Origin of the sequence: Actinomadura syzygii (assembly GCF_008085905.1) — a bacterium.
GTDB classification, from domain to species: Bacteria; Actinomycetota; Actinomycetes; order Streptosporangiales; family Streptosporangiaceae; genus Spirillospora; species Spirillospora syzygii.
The window spans coordinates 588,649-603,736 of the sequence record NZ_VSFF01000002.1; the positions used below are offsets into that span (position 1 = coordinate 588,649).

Annotated in this window: 16 protein-coding genes and 1 tRNA gene; 10 read left to right on the forward strand and 7 right to left on the reverse strand. The window is 69.7% G+C overall.

Annotated elements, in window-relative coordinates:
• From FXF65_RS06675 to FXF65_RS06700, 6 genes are all read left to right on the forward strand, one after another.
• Positions 1–759 carry a methyltransferase domain-containing protein gene (locus FXF65_RS06675; RefSeq protein WP_148348804.1) on the forward strand — a complete coding sequence of 253 codons (759 nt, stop codon included), beginning with the start codon at positions 1–3 and terminating at the stop codon, positions 757–759.
• Positions 760–923: 164 nt separating this feature from the next.
• The gene (locus FXF65_RS06680) at positions 924–1,703 is read left to right on the forward strand and encodes a hypothetical protein (RefSeq protein ID WP_148348805.1); all 780 of its coding nucleotides are present in this window, start codon (positions 924–926) and stop codon (positions 1,701–1,703) included.
• A 741-nt stretch (positions 1,704–2,444) separates the two neighbouring features.
• Positions 2,445–3,140 (forward strand): three-helix bundle dimerization domain-containing protein, encoded by a 696-nt coding sequence (locus FXF65_RS06685; RefSeq protein ID WP_148348806.1) that lies wholly within the window; start codon positions 2,445–2,447, stop codon positions 3,138–3,140.
• 395 nt (positions 3,141–3,535) lie between these two features.
• The gene (locus tag FXF65_RS06690; protein ID WP_148348807.1) at positions 3,536–3,979 is read left to right on the forward strand and encodes a VOC family protein; all 444 of its coding nucleotides are present in this window, start codon (positions 3,536–3,538) and stop codon (positions 3,977–3,979) included.
• Positions 3,937–5,823, forward strand: coding sequence for an AMP-binding protein (locus tag FXF65_RS06695; RefSeq protein ID WP_148348808.1), 1,887 nt, complete (start codon positions 3,937–3,939; stop codon positions 5,821–5,823). Before FXF65_RS06690 ends, FXF65_RS06695 begins: the two co-directional genes overlap by 43 nt.
• 119 nt (positions 5,824–5,942) lie before the next feature.
• Complete coding sequence (locus tag FXF65_RS06700; RefSeq protein WP_222868402.1) at positions 5,943–6,890, forward strand: metallophosphoesterase; 948 nt, start codon at positions 5,943–5,945, stop codon at positions 6,888–6,890.
• 187 nt (positions 6,891–7,077) lie between these two features.
• On the opposite strand, the gene FXF65_RS06705 is transcribed toward FXF65_RS06700, so the two are convergent.
• Together FXF65_RS06705 and FXF65_RS06710 are read right to left on the reverse strand one after the other, a co-directional pair.
• On the reverse strand, positions 7,078–7,425 hold the full coding sequence (locus FXF65_RS06705) for a barstar family protein (protein WP_148348810.1): 348 nt from the start codon (positions 7,423–7,425) through the stop codon (positions 7,078–7,080).
• 15 nt (positions 7,426–7,440) lie between these two features.
• On the reverse strand, positions 7,441–7,863 hold the full coding sequence (locus tag FXF65_RS06710) for a ribonuclease domain-containing protein (protein WP_222868403.1): 423 nt from the start codon (positions 7,861–7,863) through the stop codon (positions 7,441–7,443).
• A 294-nt stretch (positions 7,864–8,157) separates the two neighbouring features.
• Between FXF65_RS06710 and FXF65_RS06715 the strand changes: the two genes are divergently transcribed.
• Complete coding sequence (locus FXF65_RS06715) at positions 8,158–8,787, forward strand: ClpP family protease (protein WP_148348811.1); 630 nt, start codon at positions 8,158–8,160, stop codon at positions 8,785–8,787.
• The gene (locus tag FXF65_RS06720) at positions 8,784–9,386 is read left to right on the forward strand and encodes a ClpP family protease (protein ID WP_148348812.1); all 603 of its coding nucleotides are present in this window, start codon (positions 8,784–8,786) and stop codon (positions 9,384–9,386) included. Before FXF65_RS06715 ends, FXF65_RS06720 begins: the two co-directional genes overlap by 4 nt.
• 9 nt (positions 9,387–9,395) lie before the next feature.
• Here FXF65_RS06720 and FXF65_RS06725 read toward each other — a convergent pair whose 3' ends face one another.
• The 4 genes from FXF65_RS06725 to FXF65_RS06740 all read right to left on the reverse strand — a co-directional run bounded on the left by FXF65_RS06725 (position 9,396) and on the right by FXF65_RS06740 (position 11,373).
• Complete coding sequence (locus tag FXF65_RS06725) at positions 9,396–9,761, reverse strand: helix-turn-helix domain-containing protein (protein ID WP_148348813.1); 366 nt, start codon at positions 9,759–9,761, stop codon at positions 9,396–9,398.
• A gap of 182 nt (positions 9,762–9,943) precedes the next feature.
• Positions 9,944–10,019, reverse strand: a tRNA-His gene (locus FXF65_RS06730).
• 54 nt (positions 10,020–10,073) lie between these two features.
• Positions 10,074–10,670: an oligoribonuclease gene (gene orn, locus FXF65_RS06735; RefSeq protein WP_148348814.1), complete on the reverse strand. Its 597-nt coding sequence runs from the start codon at positions 10,668–10,670 to the stop codon at positions 10,074–10,076.
• Positions 10,671–10,722: 52 nt separating this feature from the next.
• Positions 10,723–11,373 (reverse strand): pyridoxamine 5'-phosphate oxidase family protein, encoded by a 651-nt coding sequence (locus FXF65_RS06740; RefSeq protein WP_148348815.1) that lies wholly within the window; start codon positions 11,371–11,373, stop codon positions 10,723–10,725.
• 69 nt (positions 11,374–11,442) lie between these two features.
• Between FXF65_RS06740 and pdxR the strand changes: the two genes are divergently transcribed.
• Positions 11,443–12,819, forward strand: a complete 1,377-nt coding sequence (pdxR, locus tag FXF65_RS06745) for a MocR-like pyridoxine biosynthesis transcription factor PdxR (RefSeq protein ID WP_342787281.1) — start codon at positions 11,443–11,445, stop codon at positions 12,817–12,819.
• An 11-nt stretch (positions 12,820–12,830) separates the two neighbouring features.
• Here the strand turns inward: pdxR and FXF65_RS06750 are convergent, their stop codons facing one another.
• Complete coding sequence (locus FXF65_RS06750; RefSeq protein ID WP_222868404.1) at positions 12,831–13,415, reverse strand: hypothetical protein; 585 nt, start codon at positions 13,413–13,415, stop codon at positions 12,831–12,833.
• A 526-nt stretch (positions 13,416–13,941) separates the two neighbouring features.
• Between FXF65_RS06750 and FXF65_RS06755 the strand changes: the two genes are divergently transcribed.
• Positions 13,942–15,054 carry a phosphotransferase family protein gene (locus FXF65_RS06755; protein WP_148348816.1) on the forward strand — a complete coding sequence of 371 codons (1,113 nt, stop codon included), beginning with the start codon at positions 13,942–13,944 and terminating at the stop codon, positions 15,052–15,054.
• Positions 15,055–15,088 lie beyond the last annotated feature (34 nt).

Below are 15,088 nucleotides of genomic sequence, written 5' to 3' on the forward strand. Positions count from 1 at the left end.
ATGGCCGATCCTCACCGCCAGACCCGTGCAGCGATCGTGGACCGCTATGGCGCCTTGGCGCGGGCAGCCTCCGACGGCCTCCCCGTCATCGACTGCGGCCCCGACACCGCATGCTTCGGAGCCGCCGCCTACGACGACACCGACCAGCTGCCAGAGGCGGCCGTCCGGGCGAGCCTGGGCTGCGGCAACCCCACCGCCGTGGCCCACATGCAGCCGGGAGACACGGTCCTTGACCTGGGCTCGGGTGGCGGCATCGACGTACTGATCTCAGCTCGCCGCGTTGCCCCCGGCGGCATCGCCTACGGCCTGGACGCCAGCGAAGACATGCTCACCCTGGCCCGCACCAACGCCGCCCAGGCCGGAGCCGACAACGCCCGATTCCTACACGGCCACATCGAGAACATCCCACTGCCCGACGCATCCATCGACGTCGTCATCTCCAACTGCGTCATCAACCTCTCGACCGACAAATCTCAAGTACTCCGCGAAGCACACCGAGTACTGCGTCCCGGCGGCCGACTAGGCATAAGCGACGTCATCTCAGACGACGCGGTCTCAGAAACCGACCACACAGAGCACCTAGCCGCCGAACAACGCGTCGGATGCGTCAACGGCACGCTCACGGCCGCCCAATACCACCAACTGCTGCACCAGGCCGGATTCACCGACATCACCATCACACCGACCAGCAATGCGGACGTCCGGCTGCACACGGCAATCGTCCAAGCGACCAAGCCCGGGGCTTACGACCGCTCGTAGCACGATCCACGCCCAGGTTCTCCCGCGCCGCGCCTGATTGGAGCGAGTGGGGCAGGCGCACAAGCGAAAAAGTTGTCCGTATGGCAGGCATCCGGCGGCGGCCGGCGGGCGAACCATGGGTGATCGGGCAGCGGCCCGGTCTTTTGTCGACCGGAGGATCCACGATGCGCTTGCCCATCATCCGTTCCGGCCGCCGCCGGCGGTCCGTCACCAGCGCCGCAATGCCCCGGGCGGGTCGCCGTCGTGGCGCTCGCATCGGTGCGACCCTGGCGCTGGCCATCTCCACCACCGGCGTCGGAGTGGGTGTCGGCGCCGCGCCCGCCAGCGCCGACGAATACTGCTACACCGAGTACCTCACGAGCCTGTGCGTGGAGGATGTCCTCGTCACCGCCAAGCGGCCGAACCCCTTCGGACCGGAGATCGATCTCGGGTTCTTCGGCTCGATCGGCGCCTTCCTCTTCGGCCCGCCCAAGCCGCCGAAGCCACCCCGGCAGCCCGTACTCGCCGCCTACGACAGCGTCAACCAGATGCTCTTCAACAACCAGAAGTGCGTCGATCTCCTCACCGGGCCGAACCCGTTCGTGTACCCGGACGGAACCCGGCGGACCGCGTATACCGACTTCTTGTTCACCCGGATCGAGGACACCGGCCTGCCCGGGGTCCTGGACCCCCTCAGCGGTGACTTCGCCTACGCAGCCGCGTCCGAACAGGGGATCCGCGCCGGCGGCACGATCCGGATCTTCGAACCGTTCCTCACCGTGAACGATCCTGGGCTGTTCGGCGGGGCGAGGCTCAACCGGACGCCCACCCGGCTGGACACCCAGCGACTGATCCTGCTCCACGAGTTCGGCCACCTCACCGGAGTCACAGAGCACAAGCGGAACGAGATCGCGGCGATCAACGCCAAGATCGCCGACGACTGCCTGGGAATGGTCTCGCACTGATCACCCGCCCCGGGCGGACCGCGCCTCCGCCCGGGGCTCCTCGTCAGTACGTCATCAAGCCGCTGACCGAACTCACCGATCCCGCGCGGCCCATGCACCCCCGCTGACGCTTGACCAGGCATTTCTCGCGTTGCGCAGGTGCCGGTGGAGCGCGATGCGAACTGCTGCTCTCACCCTCGGTTGATGCCTGCACGGCCTAAGGTCGGCGAGTCGGTGAACCAGTACGAGAGCGGGCCTCACCGCGGTCCGGGCGCGCCCCCTGATCAGGTGCCTCGGCCGCGGTGAGGCCCTCCGGAGTGGTTCTGCCAGCAGGCGTTAAACCTGCGATGTGGGAACAGTTGGGTCGCGCCGCTCGGCTTGCGCGGTGACTGAACTCAGAACGTCCGGCGCTCCAAGCATTTCCAATAAGGCTGGGGTGGTGACTAACGCAGAACTCGCCATTATTGTCTGAGTGGTCATTGATTCTTTTCCCGTGCTCTAGATAGCGCGGACCCGTCGGCCCTCGGGCTCACCAAGCGGTGCATCTGATCGCTGAACGTAGTCGGATGGGCCGCAGGGTGGTGCGCCGGACCGCGTTTGGCTCGCCCACGGGACGGGAGTCGAATGTCGCGGTGGTCGCGGTGCTCGTATTCGATCGTCGTGCTGAGATTCCACCGGCGAAATGGTGCTCAGGGAACCATTCTGGTAACAATTGGGCCGTACGGGCTGGCGGTCACGGCGTTCGCGCCGGATCCTACGGATATGGGTGGGACCGGTGGCCTGCGGATCTCTCTGGCCGACTATGTGGTGGGGCAACTGAACGGCTGGCCGGCACTGAGACTGTGCCAGGCCGATTGCGGGTTCGGGCAGGCTTTCGCCTGTGACGGCGATCAGATCGTCCACCTGCACGGGTGTGATCAAGCTGAGTTGTATCTGACCTGGCCGCTCGTCCAACGCTTACGCGGGCCGTTGGGAGAGCGGGCCTCGGTGCGAATCCGGCCTGGCAGCGGCTGGGTGGAGATGTTCCTGGGCGGCCATGGCGACGTCGCGTTATTGGTCTCGCTTGTCAGTGTCGCCATCAAGGCGCATTCAGCGGCCGTGGACACGGCGCCGCCGCAGCTGGGGCCCTGCCCGCTCGGATACTCGCATCTGGCGGAGAAGCTCATGCCTCAGCCGCCTCCCGGTCGCGGCGGGTTGACCATCACCCCGTCCGGGAATCCGGTAGAACGCGAGGAGCACGTCATGCGCACGGTGACCGATCGCCTCATCCGCAGCTTCGCCGACCATCACGGCCCCGCACAGGTGACCCACGCCATCGACGCGATCTATCGCCGCTTCGACCACAGACCCGTCCGGGACTTCGTGCCCGTGCTTGTCGAGCGGCTCGCTCGCCAGGCGCTCACCTCCGACCTACCGGATCGAGCCGCTCCGCAACGGGAACTCACCCAGAGTCGGTGAAGTCGGCCGCTGGGGGCTCGACTGGTACGTCGCCTTCATTCGACGGTCAGGCGACCATCCGCAGTTACTGTCCTGGCTGGTCGTTCTTTGGCTATTCACGTTTTGTTGTCGTAGAGGTGCGCCATTCCAGGATCTCCGTTCATCTCGCCGTTGCTGGGGGACCGAGTACCCGGTGGAGCGCGATCCGACTTGATGGGGGCCGGGAATCGAAATGGGCGGACCGGAGTGATCGGCGATGTCGATGAGCCGGGCGCTTGGCAAGCTGTCTGCCAGTGTCGGCCAGGGGTGTTCAACGGACGGGATTGGCGGCTCGTCAGGATTAGCGTGGCCGCCAGGACCGTGTTCGGCGGCCGATAAAGGCGGTCGTCGACCTTCAGGGGAAAGGGCTGGCGGGCATGGAGATGAGGCTTGAGGTCGTGGTGGTCCCGGTCGCTGATGTGGATCGTGCCAAGACCTTCTACGAGGGGCTGGGCTGGCGGCTGGACGCTGATGTGATCACCGGTCCCGACTTCCGGGTCGTGCAGGTGACGCCTCCCGGCTCGGGCTGCTCCGTCATCTTCGGCAGCGGCGTCACCCGCGCTTGGCCCGGGTCGGCGCAGGGCCTGCAACTCGTCGTGGACGACATCGAGGCGGCGCGAGCCGAATTGGCCGGTCGCGGCGTCCAGGTGAGCGAGGTGTTCCACGACGAGGGCGGAGTGTTCCACCATGCCGGCGCCGAAGCCCGGGTGGCCGGCCCGGCCCCGGACCGGACGAGTTACGGCTCATTCGTCTCGTTCGCCGATCCAGACGGCAACCAATGGTTCGTTCAGGAGGTCACCACCCGTCTGCCGGGCCGTTGAACGCACATGCCGAGTGGCTGGGCGATCCTGAGGCGTTCTGGGAGCGCCAAGCGGCCAGACTCGTCTGGGAAAAGCCGTGGAAAACGCCTCTGGACGCGGCCAGCGCTCCGCTTTACCGGTGGTTCCCCGACGGAATGATCAACGCGGCGGAGAACTGCCTGGACGTCCACCTCGCCGAAGGCCGCGGCGACGCCCCCGCGCTGATCTTCGACAGTCCGCAGACCGGGACCAAGGACGTCTACACCTACCGGCGCCTGCACCAGGAGGTCGTGGCGTTCGCCGCGGCCCTCGACGGCCTCGCCCCGAACGCCGATGACACGGTCCTGATCTTCATGCCCGCGATCGCGCGGACCGTCGTCGCGATGCTCGCCTGCGCGCGGCTCGGACTCACCCACTCGGTGGTGATCACCTCGGTGCCCGTGAGCGTCCTGCGGGACCGCATCGAGGACGCGCGGCCAGCGATCGTCCTCACCGCGTCCGGCGGGTTCGACGGCCCGGACGCCACCGACTACCAGCCGCTCCTCGAAGCCGCGCTCGCCGGGGCCGCCCACCATCCGAACCACATCGTTGTTCTGCAGCGGCCGGAGGCGGGCCGGTGGACGCCGGCCGCCGGACGCGACCTCGATTGGAGCGGTCTCGTCGCCGGGTCGGCGACGGCACGGTCGCGGCTGGTCCACGTGCCGTCCACCCACCCGCTCTACCTGCTCTACACCTCGGGTTCGACCGCGCGGCCCAAGGCCGTCACCCGCGACACCGGCGGCTACCTCACCGCACTGCGCTGGGCCGTGCAGAACGTCTTCGGCGTCGGTCCCGGCGACGTCTTCTGGACCGACTCCCACCCCGGCTGGGTGATGGGCCACTCCTTCACCGTCTACGGTGCGCTGGTCAGCGGTGCCACGACCATCGTCCATGAAGGACCACAGGTCGACACCTCCGGCTCTTCGGTGTTCCCTCGGATCATCTCCGAGTACGGGGTGAGCGTCCTGTTCACCACGCCCATGACTCTGCGCCGCATGCGTCGGGCGTCCCACCGGCACCGGCCGTTCGGGGCGGACGGCTCACCGCTGCGCGCGGTGTTTTTGGCCAGCGAACGGGTCGAGCCCGACCTCATGGCCTGGACGGGGGAGTTCTTCGACTGTCCCGTCGTGGACAACTGGTGGCAGACCGAGACCGGGTGGCCCATCGCGTCCAACTGCCTGGGCTCGGGCCTCCTGCCGGTCAAGCCCGGCTCGGTGTCGCGGCCGCTGCCCGGCTACCGGATCGAGGTCCTGGACGACGAAGGCCGACCATTACCGACCGGGGAGCAGGGCCACCTCGCCGTGAAACTGCCGCTGCCGCCCGGCTGCCTGACCACGCTGTGGGACGACGACCAACGATTCATCGACACCTACCTCACGAACTTCCCCGGCTACTACGACACCTCCGACGCCGGACACATCGACGAAGACGGATACCTGTGGATCGCCGGGCGCACCGACGACATCATCAACGTCGGCGGCGACAGCCTCTCCGGCATCGACGTCGAACACGTCCTGGGACGCCATCCGGCCGTCGAACGCTGCGCCGTCGTCGCCGCGCCCGACCCGTTCTACACGCAGGTGCCCGTCGCGTTCGTCGTCCCGCGCCACGAGAACTTCGACCCGGCGAACCTGGCCCACGAACTGCGCGGCCTGGTGGACGAACGCATCGGCGAATGGGCCCGCCTTAACCGCCTGGTCTTCGTCCGCACGCTCACCTACACCACGTCCAGGAAGATCAAACGCTCTGACCTACGCGCCTGGCTGTCCGTCGGCACTGGTCTCGACATCGTCGCCGACATTGGCTTACCCGGCCGCATCTCTTAGGAGCGAGGCTGTTGTCGTGTCTGCACGTTCGTTGGTCGGCCGTCGGCTCATGGACAACCGACCGACACCGGTACGGGAACCGCACCTGCCGATAATCGCCAATGCGTATTTCCACGTTCATGAAGAGTGCCCTCACCGCGGCCCTGGTGGTCGGATTCATGGCGCCTACCGCCGCGACCGCCAAGGTGACCGGTGGGCATCCGGAGACCTTCGCGCTGATCGGCGACACCCCGTACGGCGATGCCCAGAGGGCCGCGTTCCCCCAGCTGGTCAAGGACATCAACGCCGACCCCGGAGTGCGTTACGTGCTGCACGCCGGTGACGTCAAGAACGGATCGTCGACGTGTGACGACGCCCGCTTCGCCGACCTGGCGGGACTGTACGGCACCTTCAAGGACCCGTTCGTCCTCACCCCTGGCGACAACGAGTGGACCGACTGCCACCGCGCGGCGGCGGGCGGTTACTTGCCGACCGAGCGCTTGCAGGCGGTCCGCCGGGTGTTCTACCCCAGAGTGGGCCACACCCTGGGCCGCCGCTCGATGCCGGTACGGTCCCAGGCCCGCGACCCCCGACACCGGGACTACCGCGAGAACGTGCTGTTCACCAGCGCCAAGGTCGTCATCGGCACCGTCCATGTCGTGGGCAGCCAGAACGACCTGGCGCCGTGGGCCGAACTCCCCGGGGGCGACCGGCCCGACCTGCGCTTGGCCGAGTTCGAGGCCCGCAAGGCCGCCGCGCTCGACTGGATCGACACCGCCTTCGCCCAAGCAGCCCGCACCCGCGCTCCCGGCGTGCTGCTCATGATGCAGGCCGAGCCCACCGACACCCCCGGGTTCGCCGACATCCGCGCACGGATCGTCGAACGCTCCCGTGCCTTCGGCAAGCCGGTTCTGCTCGTACACGGTGACGAGCACGTGTACGAGGTGGAGCCGGGCTATGCCGGGGTGGCCAACCTGACCCGGCTGGAAACCTTCGGCGACACCGCTAGCACCTGGCTCCGCGTCACCATCGATCCGCGCTCGCCCAAGGTCTTCTCCTGGCAGCCGCGGACGGTGCCCACGCCGTGACCGTCTCGGAGATCGACGGTCGGCTTACGACGGATCTCCGACCGGTCATGTCGTGTGGTGAGAAGCTCGAGGACATTGACTGGGGCGACTTGCCGGAGCTTCGCTGACGCCTCAGCCGGCAACATCGACAGTGTGCTCGACCAATTGATATCCGACTTCTGAACCCGCCCACGCGTGGGGTCGATTGTCAATGGAGGAGGGCGGCCAGGCGGGCGTGCAGAGTCGGCAGCCTGCCGGGGGAGGCGGTCAATGTCGTGGGCAGTTCTTCTTCGGAGAGGATCTCGAAGAGGACGGCGAGTTGTCGCGGGTCCTCGTCCGCCAGGAGTTCGTCGGCGCGCACCACGATGAGGGCCGGACGGTCGAGATCGCGCAGGCAGTCCAGGAAGGCGTCCCAGTTCTGCCCGAAGTAGGCGGGGAATCCGAGGGCCCGCGCCGCCTCGCGGAAGAAGGCGGCGCGGGTCCGGCAGGCGTGCCCGTCGACGACGGCTGGCGCCGGGTCGCTGGTCACCGTCAGCCAAGGCGGCAGCGAGGTCATCGGACGGGCCCCGTTCTAGGAGATCTTGTAGAAGTTGGAGTAGTGGTCCGGGGAGAAATAGACCGCGCCGGTGCTGCCGTGAACGATGCGGTAGGCATCGCGAGAAGCGCCCTTTGCCCGCGAGTAGACGTCGTATTCGTGGTAGGAGGCGCTCGCCGGAAGTTGACCATCGTAGTTGTGGTAGACGCCGCCGGTGTAGTTGTAACGGCCGTCCGGCCAGGTGTACCAGCCGCTGCTGGACGGCCATCCCTTCCCGGCCCACACCGAGGCGGCAGAGCGGCCGTCAGAGCAGCGCGAGATGGTGCAGGAGTTGTAGACGGTCGCACTTGCGGGGACGTCGACCGCGACGCCCGTCGCGCACATCACACTGATCAGAATGACGGCGGCCCGCTTTGGCCAGGACGTCTGGGAACGCACTTCGAGCACGGAACCTCCCACGAACGAATGCCTACCGAGGGGACATTTCACTTCCCCTGGATTGGACTCTGCGAACAGCCGTCATGATGGCTTCGTTGATCAGCGCTATCAACAAGAAGCGGACAAAGACTGCATGAACACTGGTCCAGGATCGTCGATCTCACGGCAGCCCGCGATGCCCCGCGGAACCTGCTGAGGGCCGCGCGGCACTGCCGGTGCCGTAGTGCCCCGAGCGGGTGGCTCTGCTGCTCTGAGCAGATCTGCCGCCGGCAGATCTGGCCGTGACCGGTGCGCGCCTCGACGCAGAGTTGAAGCATGAGCGAAGAGGAGAAGGTCCCGGTATTCAACGAGCGAGTGCGGCGCGAGCTCTATCAGCAACGCGTCCTGGTGCTGGACGGCCCGCTCGACGACGACAACGGCACGCTTCTGGCAACGCAACTGATCACTCTGGCGAAGGAGGATTCCTCGACCGACATCGCGCTGTGGATCCATTCCCCCGGCGGGTCGGTTCCGTCGATGCTCGCCATTCGCGACGTCATGCGCCTTGTCCCGTGCGACGTGTCCACGATGGTGCTGGGCATCGCCTACAGCGCCGGCCAGTTCCTGCTGTCGTCCGGAACCCGCGGAAAGCGCCGCGCCATGCCGCACGCCCGCGTGCTGATGCACCAGGGCTCCGCCGGAATCGCCGGCGCCGCCGTCGACATCGAACTGCAGGCCAACGACCTGCGCCATACTCGCGACACCGTCCTCGGGCTCATCGCCGAAGACACCGGTCAACCCGTCGAGCGCGTCTTCGAGGACTCCCTGCACGATCGCTGGTACACGGCGCAGGAAGCACTCGAATACGGCTTCATCGACGCGATCGTCGGCGCCTTCGACGAGGTCGTGCCGACCAGTCATCGCACCATCGGACTCGGCGGCCCTTCCGAAGGAGCCGCCCGATGAGCTCTTACACGATTCCGAACGTCATCGCGCAGCACCCTCGCGGTGAACGGATAATGGACGTCTATTCGCACCTTCTGACGGAGCGGATCATCTATCTCGGCACCGCCATCGACGCGGGAGTCGCGAACGCTCTCGTCGCGCAGTTGCTTTACCTGGAGGCCGACAGCCCCGACCGCGACATCCAGCTGTACATCAACTGCGAAGGCGGCGACCCCAGCGCGATGCTGGCCGTTTACGACACGTTGCGCTATATCCGCCCGCAGGTCGCGACGACCTGCGTGGGACAGGCGGTCGCCGTCGGCGCCGTGCTCCTCGCCGCGGGCGCTCCCGGCAAGCGTGCCGCGCTGCCGCACACCCGCGTCGTCCTGCACCAACCGGTCGGGCAGAGTCGCGGCGCGATTCCCGACCTCATCCTTCAGGCGGACGAGGTCGTCCGCGTGCGCGCGGACATCGAGCACATCCTTTCCCGGCACACCGGGCAGGACGTCGCGACGCTGCGCGCCGACACGGACCGCGACCGCGTGTTCACCGCGAAGACGGCCCTGGACTACGGCCTCATCGACCAGGTGATCGAGGAAAAGCAGCCCTTCACCGCGTAGAAACCCGCTCTACGCGGCCAGCGCGTAGGCGGCCCGGCAGGTCGCGCCCATCGGAGCGGTTCCGGTCGGCGCGGCCAGCAGGGTCGTCGCGACCGCGAGCGCCAGGTCGGCGAGCGTCGTCTCCAGGGCGCCGGCGACCGCGGCGATCATCTCGCTCGACGGCTCCTTGACGCCGCGCTCCATCTCGGAGAGGTACTGCGGCGACACCCCGGCGCGGCGGGCGGTCTCGACCAGCGTCTCGCCGCGGTCGAGGCGCCGGCGCCGCAGGCAATGGCCGAGCGCGTCGCGCCACAAGGGCTCCGCCTCCCGGCGCGCGGCGGCCCGCTCGTGCGGCTTCTCGTCGGTCGGCATGGGCGGTCGGACGGTCTCGGCCATGCGCACATCGTAAGTCGGCACCGCCATCAGGTCCTATGCATTCCGCCGACCGCAGAACGACGGCCCAGGGCCGGTACAGCCACGTCACAAAGGAAAAGGGACGATCCGAAGACCGTCCCACAGAATTCCCACAGGGGAGCGTCCCTGCCCTCCGTGCCAAGCCCCGAAAGGGGGCCTGACCTTGGGGTGAGTGAGGGGACTTGAACCCCCGACATCTTGGACCACAACCAAGTGCTCTGCCAACTGAGCTACACCCACCGTGGCCGGGAACGTGCCCGGCTCCCAGTAGTGTAGCGGTTCCCGTGGCGTGGGTCAGCCCGCGGCCACGCGGGCGGCGACGGCGCGGGCCGTCTCGGAGTCGGGGCCGGGCTGCGGGACGAAGACCGCCGCGCGGTAGTAGCGCAGTTCCTGGATGCTCTCGGTGATGTCGGCGAGGGCGCGGTGGCCGCCCTTCTTCTCCGGGCTGGCGAAGTAGACGCGCGGGTACCAGCGGCGGGCCAGCTCCTTGATGGACGAGACGTCCACCATGCGGTAGTGCAGGTGGGAGTCGAGGGCCGGCATGTCGCGGGCGAGGAACGAGCGGTCGGTGGCGATGGAGTTGCCGCAGAGCGGGGCCTTGTTCGGCTCCTTGACGTGGCTCTTGACGTACTTGAGGACGATGTCCTCGGCCTCGGCGAGGGTGACGCCGGACGGGAGGGCCTCCAGCAGGCCGGACACGGTGTGCATGTCGCGGACGACCTGCTTCATCTGGGTGAGCGACTCGGGCGGGGGTTTGATCACGATGTCGACGCCGCGGTCGAGGATGTTCAGCTCGCTGTCGGTGACCAGTGCGGCTATCTCGATCAGCGCGTCGTTCCGCAGGTCGAGGCCCGTCATCTCGCAATCCACCCACACAAGCCGCTCGTTCATGGATTCACCCTACGACCATGAGCGACTGCGCGGGGCATTGAGTTGGAACGAATTAGGAGGTCACGCGCCGCGCGATGTGCGCCGGGACGGGGATTCCCGCACGCAGCACAGGGTCGGGGTCGGGAGAACCGAACGTCTGGTAGATCGGGACGACGCCCGCCCAGACGCCCAGGGCGTAGTCCTCGTCGTCGTCGCTGGGGCCGCCCTCGCGGACCTTGACGGACGCCTCGTCCAGGGAAAGGGCCAGTACGGAGACGGCGGCCATTTCCTTGCGGGTGGGCTTGCGGGCCACGTCCCATTGGCCGGGGGTCAGGTTCTCGGTGACCACGCGGAGTCCGGTGAGTTTCTCGTCGGGATCGGTGACGAGGCGGGGCGTCCCGTAGACGACGGCGCTGCGGTAATTGATGGAGTGGTGGAACAGGGACCGGGCGATGACGAGCCCGTCCAGGTGGGTGACCGTCACGCAGATCTCCTGGGACGGCCCCGCCCGGAGGCTGCTCGCGCCGCTGGACCCGTGGACGTAGAGGGTGTCGCCGAGGCGGCCGTAGGCGGTGGGGATGACGCGGGGGGAGCCGTCCACGACGACGCCGAGGTGGCAGATCATGCCGTCGTCGAGGATCTCGTGGAGGACGGAGCGATCCTCGGTGGAGCGCTCCGGAAGCCTGCCGAGGCGTGTCCGGGCGGTCGACGAGAGTGGGTTCATGGCCGTTTACGCTAGAAGTCGAGTGGCCTGGTCGGTAGTGCCACTCGAAGCGCAAAGCGGGAGACCACTTTGTCGATCGACCTGCCCCTCGCCGTGGACCGGGACGCGGACGAGCCGATGAGCGCCCAGCTCGTGGGCCAGTTGCGGACGGCCATGGGGGAGGGGCGGCTCGCGGCGGGCGAGCGGCTCCCGGCCAGCAGGGCGCTCGCGGCCCTGCTCGGCGTGAGCCGGACCGTCGTGACGGAGGCGTACGAGCAGCTCTACGCGGAGGGCTGGCTCGAAGGGCGGCACGGGTCCGGGACGTACGTCACGGAGGGCGTCGCCGCCCCGCCCATGCCGAGACCACGGCCGGTGGAGGCGAGGTCGGTGAAGCGGGCCGCGGCCCCGCACGAGATCGACCTGCGGGCGGGGCTCCCCTGGGTCGGGGCGCTGGACACGCCCGCGTGGCGGCGGGCCTGGCGGCTCGCGTCCGGGATGGCGCCGCAGCAGCGGCAGGATCCGCACGGCCTGCCGGGGCTGCGCGCCGCCCTCGCCGACTACGTCCGGCGTAGCCGCGGCGTCGCGTGCCCGGTGGACGGCCTCCTGATCACGCGCGGCGCGACGAACGGGCTCGACCTCCTCGCCGCGACCGTGCTGCGGCCGGGGGACCGGGTCGGGGTCGAGGAGCCCGGCTACCGGCGGGCCCACGCCGTTCTCGCCGGGCGCGGCGCCGAGGTGGTGCCGTGCCCGGTCGACGAGCACGGCCTGATCGTGGACGCTCTCCCGGACGGTCTCCGTCTCGTCCACACGACGCCGTCGCACCAGTTCCCGATGGGCGGGGTGCTGCCCGTCCCGAGGCGGCAGGCCCTGCTCGCGTGGGCCCGGCGGAACGGAGCGCTCGTCGCCGAGGACGACTACGACGGCGAGTTCCGCTACGACGTGGCGCCGCTGCCCGCCCTCTACGGCCTCGACCCGGACGTGGTCGTCTACCTCGGCACGACCGCGAAGATCCTCACGGCGGACATGGGGGTGGGCTGGCTCGCGGGGCGTCCCGCGCTGGTCAAGGAGATCGCGCTGCGCCGGGAGGAGCTGAACGACCGGACGGCCGTCGTCCCGCAGGACGCGCTGCGCCTGCTGCTGGAACGCGGCGACCTCGACCGGCACGTCCGGCGGATGCGCGGGGAGTACGCGCGGCGGCGGGACGTGGTCGTCCGCGCCCTGGACGGCCTGGTCCTGCGCGGCGACACGGCGGGGATGCACCTCGTCGTGGACGTCCCGGCGCCCGTGGCCGCCGGGGTGGAGCGCGCGGCGGCGGAGCGCAGCGTCCTCGTGGAGACGCTGCGGCACCACCACGCGGGGCCGCTCGGAGCGCCCGGCCTGGTCATCGGCTACGGCGCCGCGGCGAACCCGGCGGAGCTGCGCGCGGGGTGCGAGATCGTCCGGGAGCTCGTCGGCACCGGGCGATAAGGCCGGCGCCGTCAGTTGGACATGGCCGACTGGCCCACCCGCACCGGTTCGGACGCCGGTCGCGGCCGCGCCGGGTCGCTCTGCGCCGGCAGGACGGGCTCGGCCGCCCGCGCGTTCCGAGGCACCCGCCGCGGCGGCCCGGCGTCGCCGAGCGGGGCGCGCGGGCGCGGGATCGGCGCGACCGGGGTGTCGGGTCCGGTGATGCGCCGGATGTCGATGCCGCCCGGGTCGGGACGCTCGGCCAGCGGCACCTGGGAGGCCCCGTAGTGCCCGCCGTGCGCCCAGTCCCGGCGGCTGCGCCGCGCGTGGTAGGACTGCGGCGACGGCAGCGGCGGCCCGGCGGGCCAGCGCCGCGCGACGCCCCACGAGTCGAGCCACTGGACGATCGCGTCCAGCCCGGCGAGCAGCGCGCCGGTGAACGGCGCCCGGGACTGCCCGATCACCATGATCTGCACGCAGACGCGGCCCTCGTGGCCGATCCGGTCGCCGAGCAGCCGGGCGGCGCGGGTGACCGGCAGCAGCTGGACGATCTCGCCGGTGCCGGGATGCCACACCAGGTGCGGCGGCCGGTCCTCCTTGATCATGTCCGCGGCCACCGAACGGGCTGAGACGGTGCGCGGGTCGTGCTCGCCGGCGCACCACACGGCCCTCGGCGCCCCCCCTCGCAGAGCCCCGCCGTCCTTACGGGCCGGCATGCGTCCGGCTCCCGGCAGCCATGCGTCTGCCACGGTGCGTCCCCCCAATCGGGTGGTCTAGCCCCCGAATGGTCTAGTCCTCGTCTCATGGCCCGGCGGGACCTGTGGTCCAACCCGCCGCCATGGGCCGGAAATGGCGGCTATCGACCTCCGCGCCGGGTAGCGACCACTCTGCTCGGGTGTCGGTGCAGATGCGTACCCCGGGTGTCCGATGAATCCACCTTGCGTCCCTCAAGTTCCTGTAGTCACCCTGGTTGGACAATCGTCCGATATCGGTCATTCTAGCGTTGTCGCAGGTCAGGGGCCATGCTGAAGGTTGGGTGAAGCCCAGCTGGAAGTCGGCCGGAAGTGGCCGGGAGGGCGGGGCCGCGGACTGGTAGGGGGGCGGGTTCGCGCGCCGAACCGAGCCGCGTTCTAATAGGGCGTCATGACCCTTGACGCAGAGTCTCCGGCGGGGCCGCCGCCCGAGGTCCCGGGCATCGACGTGCCCCGGCTCGCGGCCTGGCTGGCCCGCGAGCTGCCCGGCTCCGGCCGCGTCGGGGCGATCGAGTTGATCGCCGGCGGACGCTCCAACCTCACCTACGGGATCACCCTGGACGGCGGCCGCCGCGTCGTGCTGCGCAGGCCGCCGCTCGGGCACGTCCAGCCGACGGCCCACGACATGGGCCGCGAGCACCGGGTGCTGACCGCGCTCGGCGGCGGGACGGGCGTGCCCGTGCCGCGCACGCTGGCGTTCTGCGCCGACCCGTCCGTGCTCGGCGCGCCCTTCTACCTCATGGACTTCGTCGACGGGCGCGTCCTGCGCACCCGCGAGGACGCCGCCGACCTCGCCCCGGGGCAGGCGCGCGGCCTCAGCGAGGCGCTGGCCGCCGCGCTCGCCGCGATCCACACCGTCGACGTGGCGGCCGTCGGCCTGGACGACTTCGGGCGCCCGGCCGGCTACATGGAGCGCCAGCTCAAGCGGTGGGGCAAGCAGTGGGACGGGTCGCGGGAGGCGATCCGCGCGACCGGCGCCGTCCGCGACCTGCCCGAGTACGACCGGCTCGCCGCGCGGCTCGCCGAGCGGCTCCCGGCGGACGCCGCCGCGCGGGGGGAGCGGGCGCGGCTCGTCCACGGCGACTTCCGGCTCGACAACGCGCTCGCCGGGCTGGAGCCGCGGCCGGAGATCGCGGCCGTGGTCGACTGGGAGATGTCGACGCTCGGCGACCCGCTGTCCGACCTCGGGCTGACGCTCGTCTACTGGGCCGAGGCGGCGGACGCCGAGGAACTGCCCGTCGGCGCCACGATCACCGCCGCGCCCGGCTTCTTCACCCGCCGCGAGTTCGCCGACCGGTACGCCGCGCTGACCGGCTTCGACCTCGCCGACCTCGACTTCTACGTGGCGTTCGCGTGCTTCAAGCTCGCCGTCATCCTGGAGGGCATCCACGCCCGCTACCTGCAGAAGGCGACGGTCGGGCAGGGGTTCGACCAGATCGGGGACGCCGTCCCGCTCCTGCTGGGGCGCGCGCACCGCATCCTCGACGCCCGCTCACCCTGGTGAGGGCCGGGACGCCCGCCGCGCGCGGGCGTCCCCG